Raw genomic sequence first — 25879 nt, forward strand, 5'->3', positions numbered from 1 at the left:
TTATGGTAGTAGGAGATTTCCCTATTGAAACAGATACTCTTGTGATTGGTGCGGGACCCGGCGGCTATGTAGCTGCCATCCGCGCTGCTCAGCTTGGACAAAAAGTAACAGTCGTTGAAAAAGCAACTCTTGGAGGCGTTTGTCTGAACGTCGGCTGTATTCCTTCAAAAGCGCTCATCAATGCAGGCCATCGTTACGAGAATGCAAAACATTCAGATGACATGGGAATCACTGCTGAGAACGTAACGGTTGACTTTACAAAAGTCCAAGAATGGAAAGCTTCTGTTGTAAATAAGCTTACCGGCGGTGTTGCAGGTCTTTTAAAAGGAAATAAAGTGGATGTTATAAAAGGGGAAGCTTATTTCGTAGACAGCAACTCTGTCCGTGTAATGGATGAGAACTCTGCGCAAACATACACATTTAAAAACGCAATCATTGCTACCGGTTCTCGCCCTATCGAATTGCCAAACTTCAAATATAGCGAACGCGTTCTGAACTCTACAGGCGCACTTGCGCTTAAAGAAATTCCGAAAAAGCTCGTTGTTATCGGCGGCGGATATATCGGTACTGAGCTTGGAACAGCGTATGCGAACTTCGGAACTGAATTGGTTATTTTAGAAGGCGGAGATGAAATTCTTCCTGGCTTCGAAAAACAAATGAGTTCTCTCGTTACCCGCAGACTGAAGAAAAAAGGCAACGTTGAAATCCATACAAGCGCCATGGCTAAAGGCGTTGAGGAAAGACCTGACGGCGTAACAGTTACATTCGAAGTAAAAGGCGAAGAAAAAACGGTTGATGCTGATTACGTATTAATCACTGTCGGACGCCGTCCGAACACTGATGAGCTCGGCCTTGAGCAAGTCGGTATCGAAATGACTGACCGCGGTGTCATTAAAACAGACAAGCAGTGCCGCACAAACGTACCGAACATTTACGCAATCGGTGACATCATTGACGGACCTCCATTGGCTCACAAAGCGTCTTACGAAGGTAAAATCGCTGCCGAAGCTATTTCAGGAGAGCCGGCTGAAATCGATTACCTCGGTATTCCGGCGGTTGTATTCTCTGAGCCTGAACTGGCTTCTGTCGGTTACACTGAAGCACAGGCGAAAGAAGAAGGCATTGAAGTCGTTGCAGCTAAGTTCCCGTTTGCAGCAAACGGACGTGCGCTGTCTCTTAACGAAACTGACGGCTTCATGAAGCTGATCACTCGTAAAGAAGACGGTCTTGTAATCGGTGCGCAAATTGCCGGCGCAAGCGCTTCTGACATGATTTCTGAATTGAGCCTGGCGATCGAAGGCGGAATGACTGCTGAAGATATCGCAATGACAATTCACGCTCACCCGACATTGGGCGAAATCACTATGGAAGCTGCCGAAGTAGCAATCGGAAGCCCGATCCATATCGTAAAATAATAATGTAACAAAGAAACAGCCCCCGTTTGTAAAAGCGGGGGCTGTTTTTATTGTGCAAGCACATGCTGCATAGGTTTGATGATATCCTCTTTTTTCTTTACGGATCCCTCAATCTTCATGACCACATGCCGATGATTGATCACCATCAGCGCAGGGAACGTGTTGATTTCCTCTTCCCATCCCTTTCTGTTGTCATAAACCTTCATTTGATCGACATGATGGGGATATTTCTTTTCTAAATCAAGAATCGCATCGTAATAAGGCACTTCTTTATCTATATGATTTTCATCGGAAAAAAACAAGATTTGAGTGTGATGAATGCTGTCGATCCGGTTTTTTGTGAATGGACTGACAGTAGAAACCGAACAGCTTGACAGAACGAACAGCATCAAAAAAAAGGGAATCACCGTACGGTAGCGCATCTATCTTACTCCTCTGTTTTATATAATATATGGGTTCATCCATTTATAAGGACTATATCAAGTGTATCACGAGAGGTGAAAAACCTAAGGCTTGTTACTGAATTGTTATATAATTGAAACCGTTTTTAATGAAGAAATAATACGTGTGACAACTTGCGCAGCCGATGTGTAAAAAAGGCACATTGTTTTTCGTGAGAGCGCTGTTTTTTCGTTATACTGGGAGCAAAACCATATCAGGAGGGATTGTCATGTATAAAGCCGCTGCAGCCGTCATATGTATGTGCTTACTCGCCGGCTGCCAATCAAATGAAAAGATGCAAACAAACAAACCCCATTCTCAAGCCGCGGCCAATCATGCCAAACGGGAAAACCACCATACAAAAGAGGAAAAACAGAAAAAACAGAAGGCGGAGCCCCGTTACTATATCAATCCGAATAGCTTTTCTGTGGAAAAAATGGATGAACAGAAAGAGAAAAAACCGATCGCATTGGTAACGATCGATGACGCGCCTGATCAGCATGCCGCTGAGATTGCGGACAAACTGCACGATCTCAATGCGTCAGCGATCTTTTTTGTAAACGGACATTTTTTGAAAAAAGATGAAAATAAGAAAGCGCTTAAGCATATTCATGAGTTAGGTTTTATGATCGGTAATCATACAATGACTCATCAAAACTTAAAAGATCTTTCCGAACAAAAACAATGGGAAGAAATCATTGGCGTCAATAAAGCGGTTGAAAAGGTAATAGGAGAGAAACCCGCATTTTTCAGGGCGCCTTTCGGAAGCAATACGGACTACAGTGACAGACTTATAAAAAAAGAAGGTATGGTGAAAATGAACTGGACCTTCGGGTATGATTGGGATCAGAAATATCAATCCAAAAAAGCGCTTACCGATATCACACTGAACAGTCCTTATCTGCGGGACGGGGCCAACATATTGATGCATGACCGGAAATGGACGGCGGAAGCCATGCCGGACATTGTAAAAGGATTGCGTCATAAAGGATATACTGTGATTGAACCTCGAGCTATAAAAAGACCGTAAAAAATAAATGTGTTATACAATTTATCAGTTGACATATTAAATGTGACATAATAATATAATAACAACAAGTGAAAATTAAGCGTTTTCAAATTCTGAGAAATGGGGAATGACAGATGGGTACAATTGTTTGCCAAGACTGTAACGAAGCGATTCATTACTTTGAGGATGAGAAGGTCACGACGTTATACGGAACATGCTGCGGACAATGCCAGTGTCATCTTGAAGAAGAGTAAAAAGCGTAAAAAGGCCCGAAACGATTTCGTTTCGGGCTTCTTTATGTTTATTGGATGGCTTTTTGCTCTTTGATGACTCTGATCATTTCAAGCGTTGCATCTTCGGGACCCTGCACAGGAAGGCCGGCGTCCAAGTTTTTAAAAATGTAGCTGATATTTTCTTCAGTAATGATCTCGCCCGGAATAAAGATCGGAATTCCCGGCGGGTACACCATGACAAACTCTGCGATGATCCGTCCCGCGGATTCTTTTAACGGAATGACTTCCGTATTTGCGTAAAACGCGTCTCTTGGCGTCATCGCTAACAGAGGAATTTCAGGAAGCAGAACTTCGGTTTGCTGATGAGCATAGTCATTGTCGGAAGCCTGCTTTGAAATGTCTGTAAGCGCGCTTACAAGACGGTCGGCATCTCCCGCTCTGTCGCCGGGGGTGAAAATACATAAAATATTATACAAATCGGACAGCTCGACTTCGATATTATATGATTCGCGGAGCCATTTTTCAACGTCATGACCCGTCAGGCCGAGGTTTTTGACCGAAATGATTAATTTAGTCGGATCATAACTGAATGCAGCTTTAGACCCTGTGATTTCTTCGCCGACACAGCGGATGCCTTCAATTTGATTGAGGCGTTTCCGTGTCTGATCCGCCAGCAGAATCGTATCTTCAAGAAGGTCGCGGCCTTCTGTAGCGAGGCGTTTTCTTGCGACATCCAGTGAAGCGAGAAGCAGATAGGATGTTGACGTTGTCGTCAGCATGCTTAAAATCGACTGTACTCTTTCTTTGGAAACAAGACCTTCTCTCACATTTAAAATGGAGCTCTGCGTCAGGGAGCCTCCCAATTTGTGCACGCTTGTGGCTGCCATATCAGCGCCCGCCTGCATGGCGGACAGAGGAAGCTTATCATGAAAATGAATATGCACGCCGTGCGCTTCATCGACAAGCACAGGCACATCGAAAGAATGCGCGAGCTTTACAATGCTGCTCAAGTCAGCTGCCACACCGAAGTACGTCGGATTTATGACAAGCAGGCCTTTTGCGTCAGGGTGCTCCGTCAAAGCCCGCTCGGCGGACTCAAGCGTAATGCCGTGAGAAATTCCGAGCTCATCGTCAATTTCCGGGTGAATAAAAATCGGCACCGCTCCGGAAAATACAATGGCCGACATAATGGATTTATGAACGTTTCTCGGGATGATGATTTTATCTCCGGGTCCGCATACGGCCATGACCATCGTCATAATGGCGCCGCTCGTCCCTTGTACGGAAAAGAAGGTATGGTCTGCGCCGAATGCTCGAGCGGCCAGATCCTGGGCTTCTTTAATGATGCCCTTTGGCGCATGTAAATCATCCAGAGGTTCGATATTAATTAAATCTATGCTTAACGCGTTTTCTCCGATAAATTGTCTGAATTCCGGATCCATTCCCGCGCCTTTTTTATGGCCCGGAATGTGGAATTGGACAGGCTGTCTGTCCGCGTGCTTTTTCAGTCCGCTGTACAGGGGTGTTTCATGTTGCGGCAATTGTTTTCCCACCTTTATCATAATACCTACGGATTAGTTTGTATTACATTCAGTTTTATTACCCGTTTTTTAAACGTAAAACAAATGAATTATATTATGAACTTGAAAGAAAGTAAAGAACAATTTATGATCTATGGAAGATGCTTATTTTGAGCATGATTATAAAGGAGTGAAGACATTTGGAATATCAATATCCGATGGATGAGGACTGGACGACAGAGGAGGCCGTGGATGTCATTGCTTTTTTTCAGCAGGTGGAAAACGCCTATGAAAAAGGAGCTGACCGAGACAGACTTCTGAATGCGTACCGCCGCTTTAAAGAAATCGTTCCCGGGAAAGCGGAAGAAAAGAAAATCTGCAGCCAATTTGAAGCTGACAGCACCTATTCCCCGTATCGGACTGTGAAACAGGCGAAACAATCAGATCAAGCGATTATCAAAATGTAGACAAAGCGAGCCGGCAATCGGCCCGCTTTTTATGTTATGAGACTTTCTGAGTCAGTGTGTATAAAAAGGAAAGCTTCCTAAAAGCATCTTCAATGGTTTGCAGGAATTCATTGTTGTTCATGTTGATCACGTCTTCTTTTTGCAGCTGAATGCCGCACAAAAGCTCTGCTTTTTTCACTGTCTGCAGGCGTTCAAATAATGTTTTCAGCTGCTCCTGATCCATGTCGGACTGCTTGTACGCACCTGGCTTCGTATGATCCGGCGACCATACAAAATGACCGGGAATCTGTTTTGTGATGTCCTCCTGCTTCGCTTCCAGCAATCTGCCGTATTCCTCTTTTATCGGAGATTCATAAATGATGGCAAACCATACAAACATATGGGTGTCCCATAAACCGATCTGAAAGTGAGGGAGTTTCTTATACCCGCGTTTGCTGTTGGCAAAGGCAACCCAGCTGTCAGCCGGCGGGTTGACAGATCTTCTCGCGTGCTTGGCGACATGCGGGAACATTTCATCTCCTGTCAATGCTGACAATGTCGGTGCGAAATGCTCTCCTAACAAGGTCAGCTTCGGACGGACTTGTTCTTTTAACACCTCCATGCGCGGATCTAAACCTTCTATTGTAAATGTATCGAAGTCTTCTTTTGTAAAACGCATCTGAGTCATCTTTTTCCTCCTTATCGTAAGTATTCATATTTTACCACAGCCGCCGCCGGCCGCAAAAACATTGAGAACGTTTGAGCCGAGAGGATTGGTGGTAAAAAACGAATAGGTAAACACACAATTTTAAGAATGTTGTTACAGCCGAATATAAGTTTCCATACGATATAAGAAGTATCATTAATAAATTGGAAAAATGGGATGCTTTTTTAACAAATGATCTCTGGAAGGGGCGAAAGACAATGAGGCAAGTGGTGAAGGAAGGATTCAGGGAGGAAAAAAATAACCGTGTAGCTGTCTGGAGACTAGAGGTTGATTATGAATTGGCAACCCTGTATGAGGCCATGCAAAAAGAGAATGCAGATCAAATCGATCTCAGCAAAAGAAAACTGGAACGTCTCAGAAAAGAATGGATTCGGCTTAACGGATAAAGAATAGTAAAAACGAACCGCAGGAAATGGTTCGTTTTTACGTGAGAAGGCATTTTTTTCATTTTCCTTGCTTTTTCATCGCCTTTATCAGTATGCTATAGAATAAGCTATACATAGAAAAGAGGTACACGGTATGACAAATTGGACGGAAATTGATGATATCGCAAAACAATGGGTAAAAGAAGCCGGAACGAGAATCAGACAATCCATGCAGGAAAGCTTGACGATTGAAACAAAATCAAATCCGAATGATTTAGTCACAAATATTGATAAAGAGACGGAACGCTTTTTCATTGACCGTATACAGGGAACTTTTCCCGGACACCGGATTCTCGGAGAAGAAGGGCAGGGAGATAAGCTCCGCTCCCTTGACGGAATCGTCTGGATCATTGATCCGATTGACGGAACGATGAATTTTGTCCATCAAAAGCGGCATTTCGCGATCTCCATCGGCATCTTTGAAGACGGAAAAGGCAAAATCGGCTTAATTTATGATGTGATGCAGGACGAACTGTATCACGCATTCAGCGGAAAAGGGGCTTATCTGAACGACACGCCGCTTGCTCCTTTAAAAGAAGCTTCCATTGAAGAAGCCATTATTGCAATCAATGCCACATGGGTGACGGAAAACAGAAGGATTGACCCGAGTATTTTGGCGCCGCTCGTAAAACGGGTCAGAGGAACGCGTTCCTACGGTTCGGCGGCACTTGAGCTGGCCAGTGTTGCGGCCGGCCGCATTGACGCATACATTACGATGAGGCTCGCGCCGTGGGATTACGCTGCCGGCTGCGTGCTGCTGAACGAAGTCGGGGGCATTTACACGACCACAGACGGCGAACCGTTTACGTTTTTAGACAACCACAGCGTGCTTGCGGGCAATCCGGCAATACATAAAATTATCTTTGACGACTATTTACATGCTGACAGGTAGAGATTTTGAAGAAGAAGAAGATCTCGGGTTTCTGGAGCAGCTGGCGACATCACACCCGGTGTGGAAAAACGAAGAGTTCGGAACAAAAAATGCGGCGGAGTTTATGCTTGCATACTCCATGTACAATGGAACATGGCTCGTATGGGAGATTGACGGCGCTCCTGCCGCCGTCAGTTTTCATTTGGAATGGGCGCCTTCAAACGGAAAACCGTGGCTCGGAACCGTGGCCGTCGCTCCGGAAGCAAAAGAGAAAGGAATCGGACGCGCGGTCATTGAAGAGATTGCGGGCCGGCTGAGAGGGGAGCATAAAGCGATGTTTTCAGCCGTTCCCCTGGACAGGCAGGAATGGGTTTTGTTTTTAAGCCAATGCGGCTTTGAACAGCTTAAGCTTGAAAAAGACGATCGTGAAAAGACATATATGATCATGGTGAAGCCATTGTGAAATGTTTCAGATATAAAAAAGAGACCGGATTTCTCCGGTCTCTTTTCTTGTTTACAAGCCGACCGCATTCCAGGCCGCTTCTACGCTTGCAGCGTCTTGAGAGCCGTAAAGGTCCCGCGCTGATTGAATCAAAGCTGCTTTTGCATCTTTAAAGTTTGATGACGGAGTGAGATATACCGTTAGTGCGCGATAGTAAATCTGCTCCGCTTTTTTCACGCCGATTTTTGTAATCGTGTTGTAAGCGGCTTTGTTCGGAATTCCGCTGTTTGTATGCACGCCGCCGTAGTCGCCGGCATCAGTGTTCGGAAGGTTTTGATAATTTTTGTAATGGTCGGGCTGTCCGTATTTTGTCGGAGTGGATAAACTGCGGAGAGCCGGCTGGCTGACCGTAATATCTTCACCGATATCCCAGTCCTCAGTATCATTGAAGTATCCGAATACATCAGAGAAGGATTCGTTTAAAGCGCCCGGCTGATTTTCATAGTTCAGGTTGGCTGTTTCCTGTGTAACACCGTGTGTCATTTCATGGGCCGTTACGTCCATTGAACCGGAAAGAGGCGAGAAGAATGAGCCGTCACCGTCACCGTAAATCATTTGGTCGCCGATCCAGGCCGCGTTATTGTATTTGCTGCCGTAATGAACGGAAGATACGATTTTGCCGCCTTTATTGTCGTAGCTATTGCGTTTAAACGTCTGATAGAAATAATCGTACACTTTGCCGAGATTGTAATGCGCATCAACGGCAGCGCGCTGAGAAGAAGTTGTGAACTGGTTGGTAGTGCTTGATACGAGTGTGCCCGGCAGGTTATATTGTCGGTTTTGCAGATCGTACGTAATAATTTGCGTTCCAGTAGGTTTAGAAAGATCACGCATTACATATTTGCCGCTTTCAGAAGAAATATTTAATGAGACCGTTTTTCCTTTAAGAGTCGTACCTGTTCCGGTTGCAGCGGCATGCTCCACTTTGTTTTGCTTTTTCAGGACTTTCCCTGTTTCCGCATCAACGGTTACTTCCCAGTTAGCTGGTTCCGGTTCGATGTAGCGGATGGTTACATCATAGGCGAGGCGGTATTTACCGTCTTTTGTGGCCGCTGCTTTCAGCTCGGCTTTGTTTTTGTTTGTAACGTTGCCGTTAGAGACGGCTTCAGGTGATTTGCCGATTACTTTAAAAGCATGATCCAGCGCCTGATTTGCAGATAATTTTTTGCTGTTAGCCGTTTTGGCAGAAGCATCGTTGTTTAATTCACCGTTAATCGCATAGACATTGTTGGATTTATCGACGTGAATAATGACTTGCGAGTCTTTCACAGGCACACCGTTAACGACAGGCACATAACGGAAGTGCTTGTAGCCGAGATCATCGGTCGTGTGGTCAATCAGCTTCAGTCTCTCAGAAGGGTTGCCTTTGAAGACTTTGCCGTTTTGTTTCAAGTATTGCTTGATTGCTTTGTCACTGACTGAAGGCAACTCAGACTGCACCAAAGAATGCTTCGGCACAAAGTTCGTCAGGTTTTCTTTAAGCTGAGGATTCTCAGCGGCCTGAACACCCGGAAGACTGATAGTTAAACTCATAAAGGAAGCGGCGACAGCAACAGACAATTTCTTACCTAAACCCACAATAAATCCCCCTTTTTGAAAATAATGAAAACTTATATTGTTATAATAAACCAGCATTCTCTCATTCTGCAATATAAAACTAGACTCCGCTGATGAATTGATAGAATCGTCCCGGAAAGGCTTCCGGCGGCCAGCATCGGGGGATAAGCCGAGAGGCACGTGTTGAATCAGACATGAGTCGAATGATGCGATTTATTCTGAAAAAAATGACAAATGAAGTCGGGAAAAATGATAGGGGAAAAATGTTCCGATCTGTAAAACTTTTTTTATAGCCGTTTGTCTAAACGGGTGAGGCCTTAATAAACGAAAAGGATTGTTTCAGATGTCAGAGATTTTCAGTCATTTTATTCAGCATTTCGACAGGTATTTCAAGAGCTGTCTTACGAAGAGATTGCTGATGTTTTGGACTGGAGTCTTTCGAAGGTGAAGAGCACCCTGTACAGGGCGAGAATGCAGCTGAAACAGCACTTTGGGGAAAAAAGGAAGGACGGACAGATATGACTTGCTGTTTAGTGAGAGATTTACTCCCTTTATATATTGAAGGCGATTGTGAAACAGAAACGGAGCGGTTTATTTCCCGCCATCTTGAATCATGCGGTAAGTGCGGGAGTTTATATCATATGATGAAGGAGCCGCTTGACCTCGGCAGCCCTGAGATGAAGGCGCCAGCCTGTTATGCAGAAGAAGAAAGGCGGTTTAAGGAACGGTATTACGGGAAACTGCTGATAAAAGCAGCCTGTTTGTTCGGCGCTGTATTTCTTATCATGCTGGTCCTTAAACTGCTGATTTAAAAAAACGCCCGGCTGAATGACCGGGCGTTCTAATCCGTTTACTCAGCCGGATGAAAGGCTGTATAAATGCCTTCAAGCAATTCCTGGGGCAGTGAATTAAAGAATCCGGCACACAGCTTTGCTTCTTTTTTTCCTGCTCCTGCTTTTTCAGCAAGTTCCTGATCAAATGTATACACACCGTCTTCTTCAATCAGCGCAGATTGAAGGATATGAAGACTTTGGGAAAAAGCGGTGAACAGCTGATCAACGATAAGGGCCTCTTTTTCCGTAAAGCCGAGCTCCACCGCTTTTTCTTTATTAAATGTATATTCGCCGTCCGTTTTCTCAATACATTGGGAAAGTACGGTTAAAAATTCGGTTGAACTGTCCCACAGCTTTTGAATGATCTGGGCTTGTTCTTGATCTAATCCCAATTCAACCGCTTTTTCGCCGTCAAAATAATAGACACCGTCTTTTTCGTAAATCGATTGGCTGATGATGTCAATGAGTTTTGCCGCGTCTTCCGGTGTTTTCTCTGCGGAAGCCTGCAGGGCATGCGGTTCATTTGCCTGGATCGTTTTTGCGCCGGCAGAATCAAGCGGACTGAATGCAAGCAAGGCGGCTGAGGCGGTTGCGGCGGCAGTTACAGCGGTTTTCTTCAAAAAAGATGTTTTCATTTCGTTCTCTCCTTGTCATGTGTATTTGCTTACAGCCACAAGTATAAAAAGACAATGATGGAATTGAAATAGGAGGTATGGTATTTTCTGCATAACGATGCCGGACTATTTCAGACTGCATATTCTGAGGGAATCTGCTGATGTAACTAGAATGGGAGCTGTCATTTCCGGCTTCCTGACTAGGCGGCGGGGGAGATAAGCCTTACATCTCAGCCTGTTTTGAGGATGTAAAAAAGCCTGAATCTTTGATTCAGGCTTCATTAGATATTTTCTTTCCATGTTTACGGAATTTTGCAAAGGGTCATGCTTTTAATCAAGCAGTCCCTGTTCGCGCATTTTTTTCTTTACGGTGAAACCGCTTCCCATCATGGCGATAACGAGAACAATGCTTCCGATGATGCCCCATGCGCTTTTCTCAGCGATTGATACGCCGATCAGCATCATGCTGAAGACTGCTGCGAATGCAAATAATAATAAGAGCCAATTCAATTTTTTCATATTTCCATCCCCTTTAACGTCATACTTTCAGTTTACAGAAAAACGTAACGCTTTTAAAGAGGATGTGTGGTATAATATGAAAGTTATCTAATTTTTTTAGGAGATGAAAATGTGAAACTTCGAAACGATCTTCGCAACATCGCGATTATTGCCCACGTTGACCATGGGAAAACGACTTTGGTAGACCAATTGCTTCACCAAGCCGGAACATTCCGTGCCAACGAAAATATTGCCGAACGCGCAATGGATTCAAACGATCTTGAACGTGAACGCGGTATTACAATTCTTGCGAAAAATACTGCGATTAACTATAAAGATACACGCATTAATATTTTGGACACTCCGGGACACGCCGACTTCGGCGGAGAGGTAGAACGGATTATGAAAATGGTTGACGGTGTTCTGTTAGTCGTTGACGCATATGAAGGCTGCATGCCGCAAACCCGTTTCGTACTGAAAAAAGCTCTTGAGCAGAACTTAAATCCGGTTGTCGTCGTAAACAAAATCGACCGTGATTTCGCCCGCCCGGAAGAAGTCATTGATGAAGTGCTTGATTTGTTCATCGAGCTTGACGCAAACGAACAACAGCTTGAGTTCCCTGTCGTCTACGCTTCTGCGATTAACGGAACGGCAAGTCTGGATCCGAAAAAGCAGGACGAAAATATGGAATCACTGTATGAAACGATTCTTGAACATGTACCTGCCCCGGTAGATAACGCCGAAGAGCCTCTTCAATTCCAAGTGGCGCTGCTTGATTACAATGATTATGTCGGCCGTATCGGTATCGGACGCGTTTTCCGCGGCACGATGAAAGTGGGTCAGCAGGTTTCATTGATGAAACTTGACGGAACGGTAAAATCATTCCGCGTAACGAAAATCTTCGGTTTCCAAGGATTGAAACGCGTGGAAATTGAAGAAGCGAGAGCGGGAGACCTCGTTGCCGTTTCGGGCATGGAAGACATCAATGTCGGTGAAACGGTTTGTCCGGCTGACCACCATGAGCCGCTGCCGGTTCTGCGCATTGATGAGCCTACGCTTCAAATGACATTTGTCGTAAACAACAGCCCGTTTGCAGGCCGTGAAGGCAAATATGTCACAGCCCGCAAAATTGAAGAGCGTCTGAACGCGCAGCTTCAAACAGACGTCAGTCTTCGTGTCGAACCGACTGCATCACCTGACGCATGGGTTGTTTCAGGACGCGGTGAGCTTCACCTGTCCATTTTAATTGAAAACATGCGCCGTGAAGGCTATGAGCTTCAAGTGTCTAAACCTGAAGTTATCATTAAGGAAATCGACGGCGTAAGCTGCGAGCCTGTTGAGCGCGTGCAGATTGACGTGCCTGAAGAGCATACCGGTTCTGTTATGGAATCAATGGGTGCGAGAAAAGGCGAAATGCTTGATATGATTAATAACGGAAACGGCCAGGTCCGCCTGATCTTTACCGTACCTTCACGCGGACTCATCGGCTATTCTACTGAGTTTCTGTCACTGACACGCGGTTTCGGTATCCTGAACCACACGTTTGACAGCTATCAGCCGATGCAAAAAGGCCAAGTCGGAGGCCGACGTCAAGGTGTGCTCGTTTCCATGGAAAACGGAAAAGCGACATCTTACGGAATTCAAGGTATTGAAGACCGCGGCGTCATCTTCGTTGAGCCCGGGACAGAAGTATATGAAGGCATGATTGTCGGTGAACATAACCGTGACAATGACCTTGTCGTCAATGTCAGCAAAATGAAACAGCAGACAAACGTCCGTTCCGCTACGAAGGATCAAACGACTACGATTAAGAAAGCGCGCATTATGTCGCTGGAAGAATCACTCGAGTACTTAAACGAAGATGAATACTGTGAAGTAACGCCGGAATCCATCCGTTTAAGAAAGAAAATCCTGAATAAAAACGAACGTGAAAAAGCGGCGAAAAAGAAAAAAACAGCAGGAATGTCTTAATCACTTGCAGAATTTGAAAAGGTAGAACCCGAACGGAAAAGGGGAGGGGGATCCTTTTGAATGAAGTAAGTGAACGGCTGTCGTTCTTTGCGGCTCTTTACCAAGTGGATGAGCATCCGCTGACGGGAATGTGGCTGTTATACGGAACGATCGTCGTGCTTTCGGTAATTGTATTTAAACTCGGCTTTGCCAAACGGCTGCCGGTGTTGAAGGCTGCGGCAGTTTATCTCTTTCTCGTGCTCGGCTGCACCGTACTGACTTTTTTCGGTGTGTTTCTGCCGGTCGGAGAAGGGCTTGTTGTCGCCGCCTTGATTTTGATCATTTACAAAATCCGTCTGCACCAGTCCAAAAAAAGCCAGTCAGCTAAACCGCAATAAAAAAATGACCTTGCCTTCCGGCGGGTCATTTTTTATTCGGTTTATTTTTTCAGTTTATCTTTTTTCGCTTTTTGTCCGGGATGAAAGGAAAAGTGTCCGGTATTCAGCCGCGCCTCCGTTTTGACTTTGATTCGGTCATGGCATTCCCGGCACATATATGTATGAATCGGACGATTGCGGAGGCGTTTGGCTGTCAGTGTTTCATCATCAATTTGTTCGATTTTGTCGCAAATGGAACATTTTACTCTCATTGATTTTTCACCTCTTTCACTATGACAAGCATTATATCATGGATGCTCCTCCTGCCAAAGGGAAAGAAAGCAGCGCCCTTCCTTTGGAGCGGGCGCTGCTTTTTACCGGCGGTTTTTCATATGATGATCCGATTGATCGTTCTGTTCGTTTTGCAGCTTGTTCTGGTCTCTTTGGTTCAGCTGATCATCATTCGATTGAGTCGGTGATTCTTTTTCATTGTCGGTCACATCATTCGGGACTTCCGGCATGACACGGCCGACGATGGCGGCAAGTTCGTCCAAAATGCCTGAAACGGGGCGGCCGGCCTTAATGTCGCTGCCCATGCCTCTCAGACGGGAAACCGTATCAGGATCAGCCACGACAACGGCATTGGCGCCGTAAGGATCGTTTTTTAACGCCTGGGCAACCGTGTATTTAATGCTCTCCACTTTGCTTCTTTCTAAATTGTCATCCACATCGATACCGACAACGGAGTATCTTCCGAGTACAACCGCGGTGGCATCTGAAATGCCGGGGATTTTTTCGGTTACCTCGACGAGATGCTTAGCGATGTCTGTCCGGCCGGGATTTTCAGCTGTCTCAGGAGCCGTATTTTTCACATGGATCGGTTTTGCATCGCGCTGATCGGCTGATTCGTTCTGAATATTGCGGCCGCGGCCGTCCTGTACAGCAGTGCAGCCGGTAAGGATAAACAAGGCTTGTATGATAATGAAAAGAATTCGCACGTCAGATTTCCTCCTTGAATGCTTTCATTTATTTTATTGTTGAATTAACCTTCTATCTTTATTCACCAAATCATATATTTTAGCAGGCATCCCCGTTTTTCGCGGAAAGAGAAGCACACGATGGGCTTTGATCCTTATTTCAGGAGGCTGAGACTTGAGTAAAATTTATGTGTTAGATACGAATGTACTTTTGCAGGATCCTAACGCCATTTTTTCCTTTGAAGAAAACGAAGTTGTCATCCCCGCCGTCGTGCTGGAAGAGGTCGATTCAAAAAAGCGGTATATGGACGAGGTCGGGAGAAATGCGAGGCACGTATCTAAGCTGATAGACGGGCTCAGGGAGAAAGGAAGGCTGCACGAGAAAGTTCCGCTTGAAAGCGGAGGAACGCTCAGAATTGAACTGAACCACCGGTCATTTCACCAGCTCCAAGAAATTTTTATCGAAAAAACGAATGATAACCGCATTTTGGCGGTGGCAAAAAATTTAAGCCTTGAGGAGGAAACGAAAGAAAACGGCCGCCTCGTCATCCTGGTCAGCAAAGATGTGCTTGTCAGGGTAAAGGCGGATGCCATCGGGCTTTTGGCGGAGGACTTTTTAAACGACAGAGTCGTTGACCATGATGAAATATATAGCGGGTACAAAGATATATTTATGAATAAAGAGCGGTTTGCCTCGTTTTATAAAGACAAACAAATTTCAGTCAAGGAGCTTCAGCAGCATCAGGTTTATCCGAATCAATTTGTGCTGATGAAAGATGAATTAGGAGGATCTTCGTCTGCGGTCGGCATGACAGATAAGAAAGGCGAGACCGTAAAAAGACTCGTTTTCGATGATGAGCACGTATGGGGTATCAGGCCGAAGAACGTCCAGCAGACAATGGCGCTTGAACTCCTGCTGAGGGAAGATATCCCGCTCGTCACCCTGATCGGAAAAGCGGGAACGGGAAAAACCTTGCTTGCTCTCGCGGCAGGGCTTCTGCAGACGGAGGATCTCGGTATTTATAAAAAACTGATCGTCGCGCGTCCCATCGTCCCGGTGGGAAAGGATATCGGATATTTGCCGGGCGAAAAAGAGGAAAAGCTCAAGCCGTGGATGCAGCCGATCTTTGATAATCTTGAATTTTTATTCAATGCGAAAAAGCCGGGTGAACTTGAAGCGATTTTGGCAGGAATCGGATCGATTCAGGTGGAGGCGCTGACATACATTCGGGGAAGAAGCATTCCGGATCAGTTTATTATTATTGATGAGGCTCAGAATTTGACGAGGCACGAGGTCAAAACGCTTTTGACTCGGGTGGGAGAGGGCAGCAAAATTGTCCTGATGGGCGATCCGGAGCAAATAGATCACCCATACTTAGACAGTTTAAACAACGGACTTGCTTATGTTGTAGAACGGTTTAAAGAACAAACCGTCTCCGGCAGCGTGAAGCTTCTGAAAGGTGAGAGATCCGGCCTTGCACAGCTCGCCGCCGATTTGTTATAAAACTTCGATTTCTGTGACGCCCGTTATCGGGTTTTCAAAGTCTCCGTCCACGTAAAAATGGACCGGGCCGCCGTCTTGAAGGGGTTTCCCTGCATCGCTGAAATGCGCGATTGCGTCCATCGCCTTTTCGAGCGCCACTTCGGTTCTTTCTGATTTTGAAATAAATGCGCACAGGACAGCGCTTTCTTTCGGCTCGGCATTTGCTAAAACAGCGCCGAGCTTCATGGCGAAGCTGCCGTTCATCAGTCTTTCTTTTTCATAACGTTTTTCGCTTTTTAAAGTCGGCGGCGAAATGCGCCCTTCTCTGATCACCCGTTCCGGATCAAGCGTATGCTCCTGGGTTTCTGCAGAGCCGTCCGGATGAACAGGCTGATTTTTTTCAAACGGAAACTTACGGTCATCGAAAATCCAGACACTCGGATCAATTGTAATCGGGTATGTAACATTGCCTTTTACTTGAATAACGCTCATGGTGAAGCCCCCCTTTACTTAAAGTATAAAAGTTTTCGCATGAATTGTCACTTTGCGTCGCAAATTAGATGTATACAACGGCAGCGAAGTGAGGATGATCGACATGGTATGCCGGCATTACCAAGAGCTGGACGCATTAGTTCAAGAAGCGAAAAAAAGGACCGAAGAAGGCAAAGTGGCAGACTATATTCCGGCTCTGGCTGAATCTGAACAAGACAGCCTTTCGGTCACAATTTATCATGCGGAAAATACATGTCTGACGGCAGGAGACGCCGACCGGACATTTACGCTGCAGAGCATTTCGAAAGTGCTTTCTCTGGCGCTCGTACTGATGGATTACGGAAAGGAAAAGGTGTTCAGCTGCGTGGGTCAGGAGCCGACCGGCGACCCGCTAAGGGTGTAGAACATAACATTAATAATAGCATTGATGCCACCTTGCCGACCGTTTTCTCTTTTGATTTGGAAACATGGAAGCATAACATTAATAAAAGGATTAAAGAGGGGTTCTCAAAGTGGATTTATCAATTGGAAGGTAGAAAAATCAGTGGAATGGATCTCCACAGAAAAACTGGAATGAGCGTGTCGGAGGTCTATCTTTACTTAAATGGGACAAGAATGCCGAGTAAAGCAAAATTTGAAAAAGTATTCGGTGCGTATGACACAAACCTTTGTTCTTTTCTTGAGTTTCTTGATCTTCGATATATCAGTGAAACAACATTCTATGATCGAGCATTAAAAAGACGTGATTAATTCATGTCTTTTATTTTTTCCAACTGTTTATTGTACTAAATATTCAATGTGAAATTTTATTTAAGGCTGCACTTAAAAGTTTTTAGATAAATCAACTATCCAGACTTCTGAAAGTGGACTTTTACCACCATCAGAGCAAAGAAGATATGTTAACTAACTGGGTGAACGAATTGTTCAGTCTGCAAAGTTCGGTGTGTTAAAATATGGATGGGCGTTATCTATAATAAGTGAGAAACGAAGGAGGGTACTGATGGATTCAAAAGATTACTTTAAAGCAGCTATTAAGTCATACTGCAAGCGACAAAATATGTCACCGCAAAAATCAAGATTTACAAAGCACGATGGAGTTGTGACTATTAGTGTGAAAAACCATTTTGAAAATGGGATAGATATAGACTGTTTTAAAATCCTTGATTTAATCTATAACATACTTGGGCCGAGAAAGATTGAATTTAGTCAAACAACATTTATGTTTGCAGACACTGACAGAGTAGATAGGGTAACTGTTTCAATTAAAGAAAAAGATTATAAAGCCTTTAACGCATTGTTTTCATGATAGGATAAAGTAATTGGGATATAGATGACATTAACATACATTGTATTTAACTAGGTGAATAAAAAATATATAGGAAATAACAGAAAAATACTTAAGAATAGTTTGAAATTAATTAGGAACATTCATGAATATTTAAAAAACATTTGTTAAACATTTTTTCTAACATATGCTATACTAAGTGTAAAGCATATGTTAGAAACACAAAAAAACAGGGTGCTACCAACACCCCGATAAAAAGTTGCCTTTGAGCCGTATGCTCATAAGTAATTCATTGTAGACCTAACCCTTTAAGGTTCCTAAGCTCAAGGGAAGGTCTATTTTTCGTTTCCAATTAACACAAATAAACCTACTGCATTTAACAATAGTGCAGAGAAATTAATCATTATCATGATAGATTCGTAAATCGACATCAATGGTGCATCACCTGCCTCATCCCGTTAAAATTAACCGTTGAAATTAAATGGGAGGAGCATGGCTCATTTGTTCATAGGCAACTTATTTATTTTGATTCTATCACAAATTCAGGAAAAACAGAATAAGTTAATTGCCAACATGTAACAAGATGCAAAAAAAGAGGTCAGGTTTAATTTCCGTCCTCTTTCAAAGTGTAAACGGTTAAAGAGAGCAGAAGTGGAGTAACGAAACGGGATGCCGTCGTATATTGTGACACTGTGGATTGTGCAGTCAGTTAAAGCAACTCAAAACCATTGAGCTTAACATTTGCATTGATTAGGGTGTATTTAGCTGTATTTGGGGCGCTGGAGCGGTTTTAAAACATCATGCAAAAAATGGGTATGGTTTTCTTATCGCCGCTCTAATCGCAATAAAATAAGTATTTCATTTAAACAGGGAAATAGCAGGTGAGAAGTTAAATTAGGCAAGTTTAGATTCGTGAACAAAAGTTTCAAGAACTTAGATGAATGATTCAAATAATTATATATTGAATATATATTTGTAATGCATTTCATTGTAGATATGTTATAATCGGTGTATGAAATAGGTTTACGAACGTAAACCCATATTAAAAAGCCAGGGTGCAGCGAACACCCCGGTAAAAAGTTGCCTTTGAGCGGTATGCTCAAGAGAATATTTGTTTAGACCTAAACCCTTAAGTTTCTCAGGCTAGAGGGTTAGGTCTGTTTTGCGTTTCCAATCAACACAAATAAACCTACTGCATTTAACATTAACCCGCTGAAATTAATCATAATCATCATTGTTTCATAAACTGTCATGATCATCACCTCATTATTAAAATAGGTGAGCAAACCAAGGCAACTTTTTCATATGTTTATATTAGCATAGGTTAATAAATACAGGTAGTCTAGACTTTTCTTCTTTTTACGTATTGAACCTATTTGTTTTTTGTTTCACTTCCAATATATCATCAATTAGAAAAAAGACAGGGACTTTAACTCCCCCGTCTTCAGTGTCTATTCAATCTAACTCCGCTTAATCTTCCGCTTTCCATACCGTGAAGATATCGACATACTCACTCTCAAGGAAAGCAAGCTCACTAACTTCAGATACCATGCATTCAATCACATCAACGGTAGGACATTTCTTGATAATCCACTCTATGATTGAATAAAGATGATCTTTGTAATTGCATGTAAACCTTTCTTTTAACAATTTATTTCGCCTATCATATGCTTTAAATTCATAAGTGGTATATGTGTTTTTCATTTCAGTTATCCCCTTGATTAAATTGTAATGTTTAAATACAATGGGAGTGTACTAACCCATCAGATTAGGAGAGTGCTGGTGACACTCTTCCTAATCACCCAAACCACGCTATGCATAATATACTTAAAGCTGGTATAACTACGATCAATCCCCCAAATACAACCTGACAGAACCGCTCGTTATGTAAATCCGTCTTACTCATTCCCATGTCTCAAATGCTTTGATATTTTCTGTTTCCCATTCATCGACTGCTGCTGTAACAATATCTCCACCTTCTACCATCATTGAGAGGTAAGGCATGACAATATTTAATGTGTGAAGCAGTTTCTTATAGTACTGCTGTGTTTCTTCTGCACTCCGGAATTTCTTTGTTGTGCGAAGTGAAGCACTCATTTTAATGTCAAAATGAACATCGAATTCTCTTTCACCTTCATCTATACCTAAGCTGTCTAGTGGGTTAATTGCTGCAATACTTCTCAAAGCTTCTAAGATACTTTCTTCCGAGCCTTTTAACAATTCTCTATTATTCAATACTTGTTGCATGTCCAATTCCTCCTAGTGTTTGCTTATACAATCTCGTCAAAGTGTTTTTCATCATATGTACCGTCAAAATAGCAAATTTCAAATGTGTTTGTTTCAGGGTAGATGTCAACAATTGTTCCCCGCTCAACTCCTGAGCGAGAAACTTTTGATTTTACGGATACTTCTTGATTAATTTGCATATTGATTGCGCTCCTTATGTTTTGAATATTCAATTATTTTTTGACCATCTAATTCCACGTGAGAGCAATTAAGGTTTCCGCAGTTCTCCAATAACTCTAAACCGCTCATATCGTTCAAAGCGTCTACAAGGCTTTTAATGTAATGAAAATCGTCTCTGACATGTTTGCCTTTGTCTAAGTCTCCGATGTACTCAGATTCAATGTAACGGCTCATATTGCGGTTTATCGGCTTTACATTGATTAGAACAGTTGATAAGCCTTGTTCAGCATAGATAGCTAAGTTGTCTTTAATCAAGTAACCCTTAAAAACATCTACATCACTATTGTCATGGTATTCAATTGTAATGCGTTTCACTTGAATTCCTCCTGTCAGGTATTGAAAATAGGTCATTAGACACCTGTCTATAGTAATACGATAGTTCATTTAAAAGGTTTCATTATGAAAGTTAATTTTTAATTAAGTGAATATTAAGAGCTAATAAACTTTGTTTTTATCAAGAATCTGATAGCCTTCCGGTGTAACAAGCTCCCTATTATCAATGAGAGCATCCCATAATCGTGTACTGAGCAACTTATCAATTACTGCATTGGTTAAACTTCTGAGGTTTTTGTATTTGATGTCTTCGGCCAAGAATACTGAATGGATGCTGTCGTATTTCCCATCCTTCCTTTTAAGGACTTGATACAGATGTACTTGACCATCTTCGCCAGAAATGGCGAAATGCTTGTAAAACAACATTGCTGGAAAATTACCCAAATCACTTCTACGAATGAATATTCGTTTCAATTGTTATCACCTCTGGTTAATCACTATTTGTTTAACTCTATGAGTTAATAATATATCATCATTTGTTTAACGTCAAGCGTTAAACTCGTTATTTTTTGTATTGAATTGTGGTATTATTATTTTGAGGTGAAAACTCTTGATCAAATTTAAATTAGATAAGCTTTTGAATGAACAAGATAAAACAATGTACTGGCTTTCTAGAAAAACAGAAATCAGACCAAATACAATTAGCAAATGGGTAAACAACGAACAATTACAAGAAGATGAAAAGGTAAAGTCTATAAACGTTGATGCATTAAATAAAATTTGCAAGGTGCTAAATTGTAAAATTGAAGATATCATTGAATTCATTGAGGATGATTCCGAAGAGTCTTAAGCAAAAGTATTGCTTTTATTTTTTTTTAATTCGTTAAACAAAACCATTGAAATATTCTATTGTCGGAATTTCCGAAAATCAAAAGTATTGCAATTGCTGTTATACTGTACGGAGAGGTGAATGGGATGGAAAACAACATGCTTCAAGCGATATTAGATGAGATTAAGAAAATTGATAACAAGATCGACGGTGTATCATCTGAATTAAAGTCATTTAAAAAAGAGATGAACGAATTCAGAGAAGAAACAAAGAAGGAATTTAATCAGATTAACGTTAAGTTAGACCGCCTTGAAGAGAACCAGCCAAAAGATATTACAGCCCACCTTACACAGCTGCAGAACGTAGATAAGAAGACAGACGTTCTTAACAAGCGTGTATTTGAGCTTGAGGCAAGAATCAATAACTGATGCCACTTGTGGCAACGAAAGAGAATAAACGAAACGAGGGATAAATGATTGAGTATTGAAAATAAAAAGGGGATACTGAAGACTGCGGGACATACTTTTATGGCACTTGTAGTTATTTCTTTATTTGTATACACATTTTCTTCTAAGTCATTTGGACAATTTGTCAAAATAGAAGCTATTACATCGTTGACACTGGGGTACATTTGCTATGCAATAGTATCTTGGAAAGAAAAATGGTTTGTGGTGGCTTTAATTGTTTCGTGGATTGTAATAATATTTTGGGTATTTTAAAAGCAGGTATAGAACCTGCTTTTTTGTTTTGTATTGATTTATCTAGGGGTTCTAAAGACTTTATAGTCATACCCAATTTGTTTAGAGTATTTGCTATCACTATATACGTACATGTCTACAATAGTGTATCTATAGTTCTTGTCATAAGCAAGATATTGAGTTGTTGAAAAGTAGCGTGTCGGTTTCTTATGATAGAATGTTCCAAACACTGCTTGTGCAAATATTCCAGCCCAAGAATATTTAAGACCAGGCAGACCTACTGCAATCCGTGCAGTTAACTCTGCAGCATTATCCATGTTTTTTGAATTACCTCTGAAATGATCTACAGTTTTCCATTTGTTTGAAGGCGGGACAGCTTGAATTGATGCTTGTCCGTCTTCATCAATTACCGATACTGAAGATGTGTTAGCAAGTTCCTGAATTGTTAGGGGGTGTGATACAACTGCCTCATTAGTTTTCGCAGATTGATCGGATCTGCCTTCAGCATGTGTTGTCAAGGGGGTTAATGTTGTTAATAAAAGCCCCGTAGACAAGGTTGATAGAACTACTTTTTTCATTTTTACTTCATCCTTTCGTTTTTCATAGTGATTTATGACTGTCTAGGATGCAGGATAATATTAACATATATATCTATATTTGGGCAAATGAAAACCCCCATCACTGATATAGGTGGGGGAATTACTTGTCATATGGTCTGTATTTCTTTCTTGATTCTTCAAGTTCTTTTTTCTTCCGCTCTATATCTGAGCGAAGGAATAAACTTACTCCTCTAAGCTTTTTTATGGGCGTTAACTTTCCACCTGATATTAATTGACTCATACGTGTTGTGGTTACGCCTAATATTTCTTTGGCTTCAGGAGTAGTAAGGACTTCGGTTTTGATGAAGTCCTCAACTTCCTGGCGACTCTTTAGGTGATATTCCATGTTATTTTCTCCTTGAAATCATGTCTTTAATGATGGCATAAATCGTTAACAAAACCACAATAGCCATTACTGCTGTTGTAAAAGAGTTTGTCCAGAATGAGCGTATGCCAATCGCTGCAACAGACAATAAAATTAATGAAAAGATGAACTTTTGATTTTTCTTCATTTTTTATGCTAGACTGATTATAATGATATTGAGAAGCGAGTTAGTGGCTCGCTTCCCTTATCTCTGGTTAGTCCTTCTTATTTTTCTTCTCGCTATCGTTTGATTGTTGTGCAATCCATCCGATAGATACAACGTAGAAGATAATTTGAAGGACTTTTATCATATTGTCTAGCATTTCCTCACCTCCTTATACATTTATTATAACATACCTATTAATAATTGTGAATAGATTTCGTGGTATTTATTTTATTTTTATCCTTAAAAGTTTTTCCCTGAGTTTCTTCACTTTTTGAACAGAGGGAATGTAATATTGATTTGAGACATTGATAAGGGAGAGTGTGGCAATTGAGTTATCAAAAAGAGCTGATTATTTCAAAGGATGAGTTAGAAAATCGAGCGGTTAAGATGGGCTTTACACTTATAGAAGGGGATATGGATACTGAAAATCAAAAAATTCTATTGCCAAGCCAAGAGGGCTTTTTAGACTTCCATAAACATGTGGACAATAATTTATTATTTTACATGTATGATTATGAGGACAAAGAGGATTATTATATCCCTGAAGAGTATCATACTTGGTTTGAGGACTCAGAAATCCAGCGTTTGTTGTCTGAAAAGGTTAATGAGTACAATGAAAAATTAGATAATATAAATTTTGATCAACCATCTGAACTTATTATGTTTTATGTGAAAGATGGCTTTGTCTTTTATAACTCCACAATAAGAGAAGAACTATTCGAACTTTCTGATGGCGATACAGTGGGGTATGCCTTAGTGGAGGAAGTGGGAAATGCGATTCCCGAAGAAAAAATCATGGAAATAACAGAGAAGCGGAAAAAAGCACTTGATCAAAAAACACAGGAGATCAAAGACAATATTTTTAACGATCCAGAATTTAAGAATGCCACAAACGCAAGTTTAAGAAGATCATATGCTTTACGTTACTTTAAAGATCATCCAGAAGATAGTGAGCTACTACGTACAACACATCTTCCCCCAATCTTATTCATAGAGAAAATTTGGAAAGAGTTTAAGAGTTTGGGACTTCATAAGTAATATGCTTCAAAAGGATGAAGCCCCATATACGGGGCTTATTTTATTTCTATGCTATTCAAAAGTTTATTTCTGCTTTCCAAAACTTCCATAAGCATATTGGCATTTTCAGCAAGGCGTTGTGTTAATGCCTCTTTTGATTTTCCTTCAAACGAAGAGAGAAGGGCAAGATATACTTCAGTAATGGTTTCTTGAGCCGATGCAAAGTCAGTTGCCTGTTTTAAATCTGTTTTAATTTCTGAACAATGAGATTGCAATGCCACTGCCACTTGCTTCTTTAGTGATTCATTCTGCTGAAGCTTCTTATAAAACTCATCTGTATCCATGTTTACCCCATATGGTGTCAATTCACAGCCTCCTTATAATCTTAGCCATTTTGCTAATTCTTGATCTTTTGCGTCCATATCCTGAGCCATTTTCACAATGAAGTTACAGATATCTTCTAAATCCCTTATTAAGTAATGGAGCATTGCTTCAGTTTGTAGTTGTTCATCTGTATTGTAGAAAACAGGTGATCCACCAGAAGAGGAGGGAGCATGATAAAGAATAGCTTGATTAACGTCATCAGAGGTCAAATCTTCATAAGGGTTTGATCCCATTTTTGATTGAAAAGAACGCTTTACATCATTAACCATACTGTCATGTTCATAGGGGAATTGTTCAAGCTTCTGTTTTTGGGTTTTTAGATCATCAATAGCTAACTGAAGCTTTTCCGCCAATTGCTTTGCATATGTAACATCAACTTTAATCGTTTGTCCATTCATCCCTGAATAAGCAGTCATAGCATTAATGTTTTGATTGAAAACCTGTTCACTGCCATTAACATTAATTATGTTCCCGTGTTCATCAAATTTAAAGTTAGCGTCAATCATACTATGAGTATCAGGATTTTTAGCGAATGCCTGACCATAGAATGCAGCGATTAAACTGCTTAATACACCTGTGATACCTTGAGCGGGACTTAATCTCAATGAGCGGCTTGCACGTGAAAGAGAAGGGTCTTTAGTGTATATGGTTGTTCCATTATGCCGCTCATACTCTAAAAACCATCCTGAGCCCACCATATCATCAGGGTTAATAATTGCCTTATGATATGCATCAAACTCGCCATTCCTTATCTTTTTTTGAGTTTCTTTATCATGAAGCTTAACAATGGAGGGATTATTGAAAGCGACACTGTATATATTATTGTTTACGCCGGCATATTCCGCATCCGCTCCTCCAAGTGAATGTCCAGTGGTAGAGATAACTGTATTTTTCCCTGCATATTTCTTTATTTCATTGGCCAGCAGTTTATCACCTTGATCAAACTGGGATGTTTTTGTGACCACTTTGTACTTTCCGCTTTCCACCATTGCAATTTGTCCCATGCTTGCTGTATACGGCGCAATTGCTTTTGAATAGGGCGGAGCATCCTTTTTCATAAGGTATTGAACTTTCTTTTTTGGGTCTATACCCATAACAACGTTCTCGCCATCTGCTTTAATGATGTCTGCTTTTATTTGCTCCTGGTTTGTTCCTTGGAATCCAACGACAACGTTTTCTGGTTCGCTTGGTTTAACCCACTTGCCACTTCTTTTCACGGCTTGAACAAAGACATAGACATCTAGGCCTGTATCTGGATCATTTTTAATTTTATCTATGTAAAACCGCTTCCCTGAGATGGTGTTAACAGGAATCTTTTTCGAGTAGTGTTTCTTTAAATAATCATGTCGATAAGTTAGTTGACTGATAGAGTAATACTCTTGATCAGATAATGTGGGTACACTGATCTTCTTGCTCATGTACAATCAC

At 41.8% G+C, this 25879-nt stretch carries 34 protein-coding genes and 3 pseudogenes; 18 read left to right on the forward strand and 19 right to left on the reverse strand.

Annotated elements, in window-relative coordinates; translation table 11 throughout:
• The first annotated feature begins 2 nt into the window (after nt 1-2).
• On the forward strand, nt 3-1415 hold the full coding sequence (gene lpdA, locus NYE28_RS07455) for a dihydrolipoyl dehydrogenase (protein WP_007409663.1): 1413 nt from the start codon (nt 3-5) through the stop codon (nt 1413-1415).
• Between the two features lie 47 nt (nt 1416-1462).
• Here the strand turns inward: lpdA and NYE28_RS07460 are convergent, their stop codons facing one another.
• Complete coding sequence (locus NYE28_RS07460) at nt 1463-1837, reverse strand: hypothetical protein (protein ID WP_007409664.1); 375 nt, start codon at nt 1835-1837, stop codon at nt 1463-1465.
• Nucleotides 1838-2085: 248 nt separating this feature from the next.
• Here NYE28_RS07460 and NYE28_RS07465 point away from each other — a divergent pair, with 248 nt between their 5' ends.
• Both NYE28_RS07465 and NYE28_RS07470 read left to right on the forward strand, forming a co-directional pair.
• A complete protein-coding gene (locus NYE28_RS07465) occupies nt 2086-2886 on the forward strand; it encodes a polysaccharide deacetylase family protein (RefSeq protein ID WP_038463848.1) in 801 nt (266 codons plus the stop codon).
• Between the two features lie 113 nt (nt 2887-2999).
• A complete protein-coding gene (locus NYE28_RS07470; RefSeq protein ID WP_003154518.1) occupies nt 3000-3119 on the forward strand; it encodes a GapA-binding peptide SR1P in 120 nt (39 codons plus the stop codon).
• A 47-nt stretch (nt 3120-3166) separates the two neighbouring features.
• On the opposite strand, the gene NYE28_RS07475 is transcribed toward NYE28_RS07470, so the two are convergent.
• Nucleotides 3167-4639, reverse strand: a complete 1473-nt coding sequence (locus NYE28_RS07475; protein ID WP_007409666.1) for an aminotransferase class I/II-fold pyridoxal phosphate-dependent enzyme — start codon at nt 4637-4639, stop codon at nt 3167-3169.
• A gap of 179 nt (nt 4640-4818) precedes the next feature.
• Here NYE28_RS07475 and NYE28_RS07480 point away from each other — a divergent pair, with 179 nt between their 5' ends.
• Nucleotides 4819-5085, forward strand: coding sequence for a UPF0223 family protein (locus NYE28_RS07480; RefSeq protein ID WP_038463851.1), 267 nt, complete (start codon nt 4819-4821; stop codon nt 5083-5085).
• A gap of 34 nt (nt 5086-5119) precedes the next feature.
• Here NYE28_RS07480 and NYE28_RS07485 read toward each other — a convergent pair whose 3' ends face one another.
• Complete coding sequence (locus NYE28_RS07485) at nt 5120-5752, reverse strand: DUF1054 domain-containing protein (RefSeq protein WP_007409668.1); 633 nt, start codon at nt 5750-5752, stop codon at nt 5120-5122.
• Nucleotides 5753-5988: 236 nt separating this feature from the next.
• Between NYE28_RS07485 and NYE28_RS07490 the strand changes: the two genes are divergently transcribed.
• The 3 genes from NYE28_RS07490 to NYE28_RS07500 all read left to right on the forward strand — a co-directional run bounded on the left by NYE28_RS07490 (nt 5989) and on the right by NYE28_RS07500 (nt 7550).
• On the forward strand, nt 5989-6177 hold the full coding sequence (locus NYE28_RS07490; RefSeq protein ID WP_007409669.1) for a hypothetical protein: 189 nt from the start codon (nt 5989-5991) through the stop codon (nt 6175-6177).
• Between the two features lie 133 nt (nt 6178-6310).
• On the forward strand, nt 6311-7108 hold the full coding sequence (suhB, locus tag NYE28_RS07495; RefSeq protein WP_007409670.1) for an inositol-1-monophosphatase: 798 nt from the start codon (nt 6311-6313) through the stop codon (nt 7106-7108).
• Nucleotides 7095-7550, forward strand: coding sequence for a GNAT family N-acetyltransferase (locus tag NYE28_RS07500; RefSeq protein WP_342490346.1), 456 nt, complete (start codon nt 7095-7097; stop codon nt 7548-7550). The genes suhB and NYE28_RS07500 overlap by 14 nt, the downstream gene beginning before the upstream one ends.
• Nucleotides 7551-7601: 51 nt before the next feature.
• Here NYE28_RS07500 and NYE28_RS07505 read toward each other — a convergent pair whose 3' ends face one another.
• Nucleotides 7602-9167, reverse strand: coding sequence for a M4 family metallopeptidase (locus tag NYE28_RS07505; RefSeq protein WP_342490347.1), 1566 nt, complete (start codon nt 9165-9167; stop codon nt 7602-7604).
• A 357-nt stretch (nt 9168-9524) separates the two neighbouring features.
• Here NYE28_RS07505 and NYE28_RS07510 point away from each other — a divergent pair.
• Together NYE28_RS07510 and NYE28_RS07515 are read left to right on the forward strand one after the other, a co-directional pair.
• A pseudogene (locus NYE28_RS07510) lies at nt 9525-9668 on the forward strand (sigma factor-like helix-turn-helix DNA-binding protein); the annotation flags it as partial.
• Entirely contained in the window at nt 9665-9958 is a 294-nt protein-coding gene (locus NYE28_RS07515; protein ID WP_025284687.1) for a zf-HC2 domain-containing protein, read from the forward strand. The pseudogene NYE28_RS07510 and the gene NYE28_RS07515, both read left to right, overlap by 4 nt.
• A 38-nt stretch (nt 9959-9996) precedes the next feature.
• On the opposite strand, the gene NYE28_RS07520 is transcribed toward NYE28_RS07515, so the two are convergent.
• Both NYE28_RS07520 and NYE28_RS07525 read right to left on the reverse strand, forming a co-directional pair.
• Nucleotides 9997-10614 (reverse strand): hypothetical protein, encoded by a 618-nt coding sequence (locus NYE28_RS07520; protein ID WP_038463860.1) that lies wholly within the window; start codon nt 10612-10614, stop codon nt 9997-9999.
• 309 nt (nt 10615-10923) lie between these two features.
• Nucleotides 10924-11112 (reverse strand): YlaF family protein, encoded by a 189-nt coding sequence (locus NYE28_RS07525; RefSeq protein WP_003154504.1) that lies wholly within the window; start codon nt 11110-11112, stop codon nt 10924-10926.
• Nucleotides 11113-11223: 111 nt separating this feature from the next.
• On the opposite strand from NYE28_RS07525, the gene typA reads away from it, so the two are divergent.
• Nucleotides 11224-13062, forward strand: coding sequence for a translational GTPase TypA (gene typA, locus NYE28_RS07530; RefSeq protein ID WP_007409675.1), 1839 nt, complete (start codon nt 11224-11226; stop codon nt 13060-13062).
• A gap of 56 nt (nt 13063-13118) precedes the next feature.
• The gene (locus NYE28_RS07535) at nt 13119-13439 is read left to right on the forward strand and encodes a YlaH-like family protein (protein WP_015239793.1); all 321 of its coding nucleotides are present in this window, start codon (nt 13119-13121) and stop codon (nt 13437-13439) included.
• A gap of 41 nt (nt 13440-13480) precedes the next feature.
• Here the strand turns inward: NYE28_RS07535 and NYE28_RS07540 are convergent, their stop codons facing one another.
• Together NYE28_RS07540 and NYE28_RS07545 are read right to left on the reverse strand one after the other, a co-directional pair.
• Nucleotides 13481-13690 (reverse strand): YlaI family protein, encoded by a 210-nt coding sequence (locus NYE28_RS07540; RefSeq protein WP_007409677.1) that lies wholly within the window; start codon nt 13688-13690, stop codon nt 13481-13483.
• 102 nt (nt 13691-13792) lie between these two features.
• Nucleotides 13793-14416 (reverse strand): YhcN/YlaJ family sporulation lipoprotein, encoded by a 624-nt coding sequence (locus tag NYE28_RS07545; RefSeq protein ID WP_012117484.1) that lies wholly within the window; start codon nt 14414-14416, stop codon nt 13793-13795.
• Between the two features lie 154 nt (nt 14417-14570).
• On the opposite strand from NYE28_RS07545, the gene NYE28_RS07550 reads away from it, so the two are divergent.
• A complete protein-coding gene (locus tag NYE28_RS07550; RefSeq protein ID WP_342490348.1) occupies nt 14571-15899 on the forward strand; it encodes a PhoH family protein in 1329 nt (442 codons plus the stop codon).
• On the opposite strand, the gene NYE28_RS07555 is transcribed toward NYE28_RS07550, so the two are convergent.
• Nucleotides 15894-16370: a hypothetical protein gene (locus NYE28_RS07555; protein WP_038463864.1), complete on the reverse strand. Its 477-nt coding sequence runs from the start codon at nt 16368-16370 to the stop codon at nt 15894-15896. The genes NYE28_RS07550 and NYE28_RS07555 overlap by 6 nt on opposite strands.
• A 103-nt stretch (nt 16371-16473) precedes the next feature.
• Here NYE28_RS07555 and NYE28_RS07560 point away from each other — a divergent pair.
• Nucleotides 16474-16761 (forward strand): annotated as a pseudogene (locus tag NYE28_RS07560) (glutaminase); the annotation flags it as partial.
• Nucleotides 16762-17370: 609 nt separating this feature from the next.
• The gene (locus NYE28_RS07565; protein WP_342490349.1) at nt 17371-17676 is read left to right on the forward strand and encodes a hypothetical protein; all 306 of its coding nucleotides are present in this window, start codon (nt 17371-17373) and stop codon (nt 17674-17676) included.
• A 1169-nt stretch (nt 17677-18845) separates the two neighbouring features.
• On the opposite strand, the pseudogene NYE28_RS07570 reads toward NYE28_RS07565, so the two are convergent.
• The 6 genes and pseudogenes from NYE28_RS07570 to NYE28_RS07595 form a co-directional block, all read right to left on the reverse strand.
• Nucleotides 18846-18908: pseudogene (locus NYE28_RS07570) on the reverse strand (putative holin-like toxin); the annotation flags it as partial.
• A 217-nt stretch (nt 18909-19125) separates the two neighbouring features.
• A complete protein-coding gene (locus NYE28_RS07575) occupies nt 19126-19359 on the reverse strand; it encodes a hypothetical protein (RefSeq protein ID WP_106503129.1) in 234 nt (77 codons plus the stop codon).
• A 198-nt stretch (nt 19360-19557) separates the two neighbouring features.
• Nucleotides 19558-19902 carry a hypothetical protein gene (locus tag NYE28_RS07580; RefSeq protein WP_215532438.1) on the reverse strand — a complete coding sequence of 115 codons (345 nt, stop codon included), beginning with the start codon at nt 19900-19902 and terminating at the stop codon, nt 19558-19560.
• 23 nt (nt 19903-19925) lie between these two features.
• A complete protein-coding gene (locus NYE28_RS07585) occupies nt 19926-20081 on the reverse strand; it encodes a hypothetical protein (protein ID WP_165913834.1) in 156 nt (51 codons plus the stop codon).
• A complete protein-coding gene (locus NYE28_RS07590) occupies nt 20071-20436 on the reverse strand; it encodes a hypothetical protein (RefSeq protein ID WP_258398795.1) in 366 nt (121 codons plus the stop codon). The genes NYE28_RS07585 and NYE28_RS07590 overlap by 11 nt, the downstream gene beginning before the upstream one ends.
• A 120-nt stretch (nt 20437-20556) precedes the next feature.
• The gene (locus NYE28_RS07595) at nt 20557-20868 is read right to left on the reverse strand and encodes a hypothetical protein (protein ID WP_113766294.1); all 312 of its coding nucleotides are present in this window, start codon (nt 20866-20868) and stop codon (nt 20557-20559) included.
• Nucleotides 20869-21004: 136 nt separating this feature from the next.
• Here NYE28_RS07595 and NYE28_RS07600 point away from each other — a divergent pair, with 136 nt between their 5' ends.
• The 3 genes from NYE28_RS07600 (at nt 21005) to NYE28_RS07610 (ending at nt 21942) form a co-directional block, all read left to right on the forward strand.
• Nucleotides 21005-21244, forward strand: a complete 240-nt coding sequence (locus NYE28_RS07600) for a helix-turn-helix transcriptional regulator (protein ID WP_095353220.1) — start codon at nt 21005-21007, stop codon at nt 21242-21244.
• Nucleotides 21245-21369: 125 nt separating this feature from the next.
• Nucleotides 21370-21651 carry a hypothetical protein gene (locus NYE28_RS07605; RefSeq protein WP_014417668.1) on the forward strand — a complete coding sequence of 94 codons (282 nt, stop codon included), beginning with the start codon at nt 21370-21372 and terminating at the stop codon, nt 21649-21651.
• A gap of 48 nt (nt 21652-21699) precedes the next feature.
• Complete coding sequence (locus NYE28_RS07610) at nt 21700-21942, forward strand: hypothetical protein (protein WP_113766293.1); 243 nt, start codon at nt 21700-21702, stop codon at nt 21940-21942.
• Nucleotides 21943-21980: 38 nt separating this feature from the next.
• On the opposite strand, the gene NYE28_RS07615 is transcribed toward NYE28_RS07610, so the two are convergent.
• Nucleotides 21981-22499 carry a hypothetical protein gene (locus NYE28_RS07615; protein ID WP_342490350.1) on the reverse strand — a complete coding sequence of 173 codons (519 nt, stop codon included), beginning with the start codon at nt 22497-22499 and terminating at the stop codon, nt 21981-21983.
• Nucleotides 22500-22620: 121 nt separating this feature from the next.
• Nucleotides 22621-22866, reverse strand: a complete 246-nt coding sequence (locus NYE28_RS07620) for a helix-turn-helix domain-containing protein (RefSeq protein ID WP_041481754.1) — start codon at nt 22864-22866, stop codon at nt 22621-22623.
• Between the two features lie 502 nt (nt 22867-23368).
• Here NYE28_RS07620 and NYE28_RS07625 point away from each other — a divergent pair.
• On the forward strand, nt 23369-24088 hold the full coding sequence (locus NYE28_RS07625) for a hypothetical protein (protein ID WP_342490351.1): 720 nt from the start codon (nt 23369-23371) through the stop codon (nt 24086-24088).
• A 35-nt stretch (nt 24089-24123) separates the two neighbouring features.
• On the opposite strand, the gene NYE28_RS07630 is transcribed toward NYE28_RS07625, so the two are convergent.
• On the reverse strand, nt 24124-24432 hold the full coding sequence (locus tag NYE28_RS07630; protein WP_342490352.1) for a hypothetical protein: 309 nt from the start codon (nt 24430-24432) through the stop codon (nt 24124-24126).
• A gap of 12 nt (nt 24433-24444) precedes the next feature.
• Entirely contained in the window at nt 24445-25869 is a 1425-nt protein-coding gene (locus NYE28_RS07635; protein ID WP_342490353.1) for a lipase, read from the reverse strand.
• Nucleotides 25870-25879 lie beyond the last annotated feature (10 nt).

It is taken from the genome of Bacillus sp. FSL R5-0443 (assembly GCF_038608285.1).
In the GTDB taxonomy this organism is placed as follows: Bacteria; Bacillota; Bacilli; order Bacillales; family Bacillaceae; genus Bacillus; species Bacillus velezensis.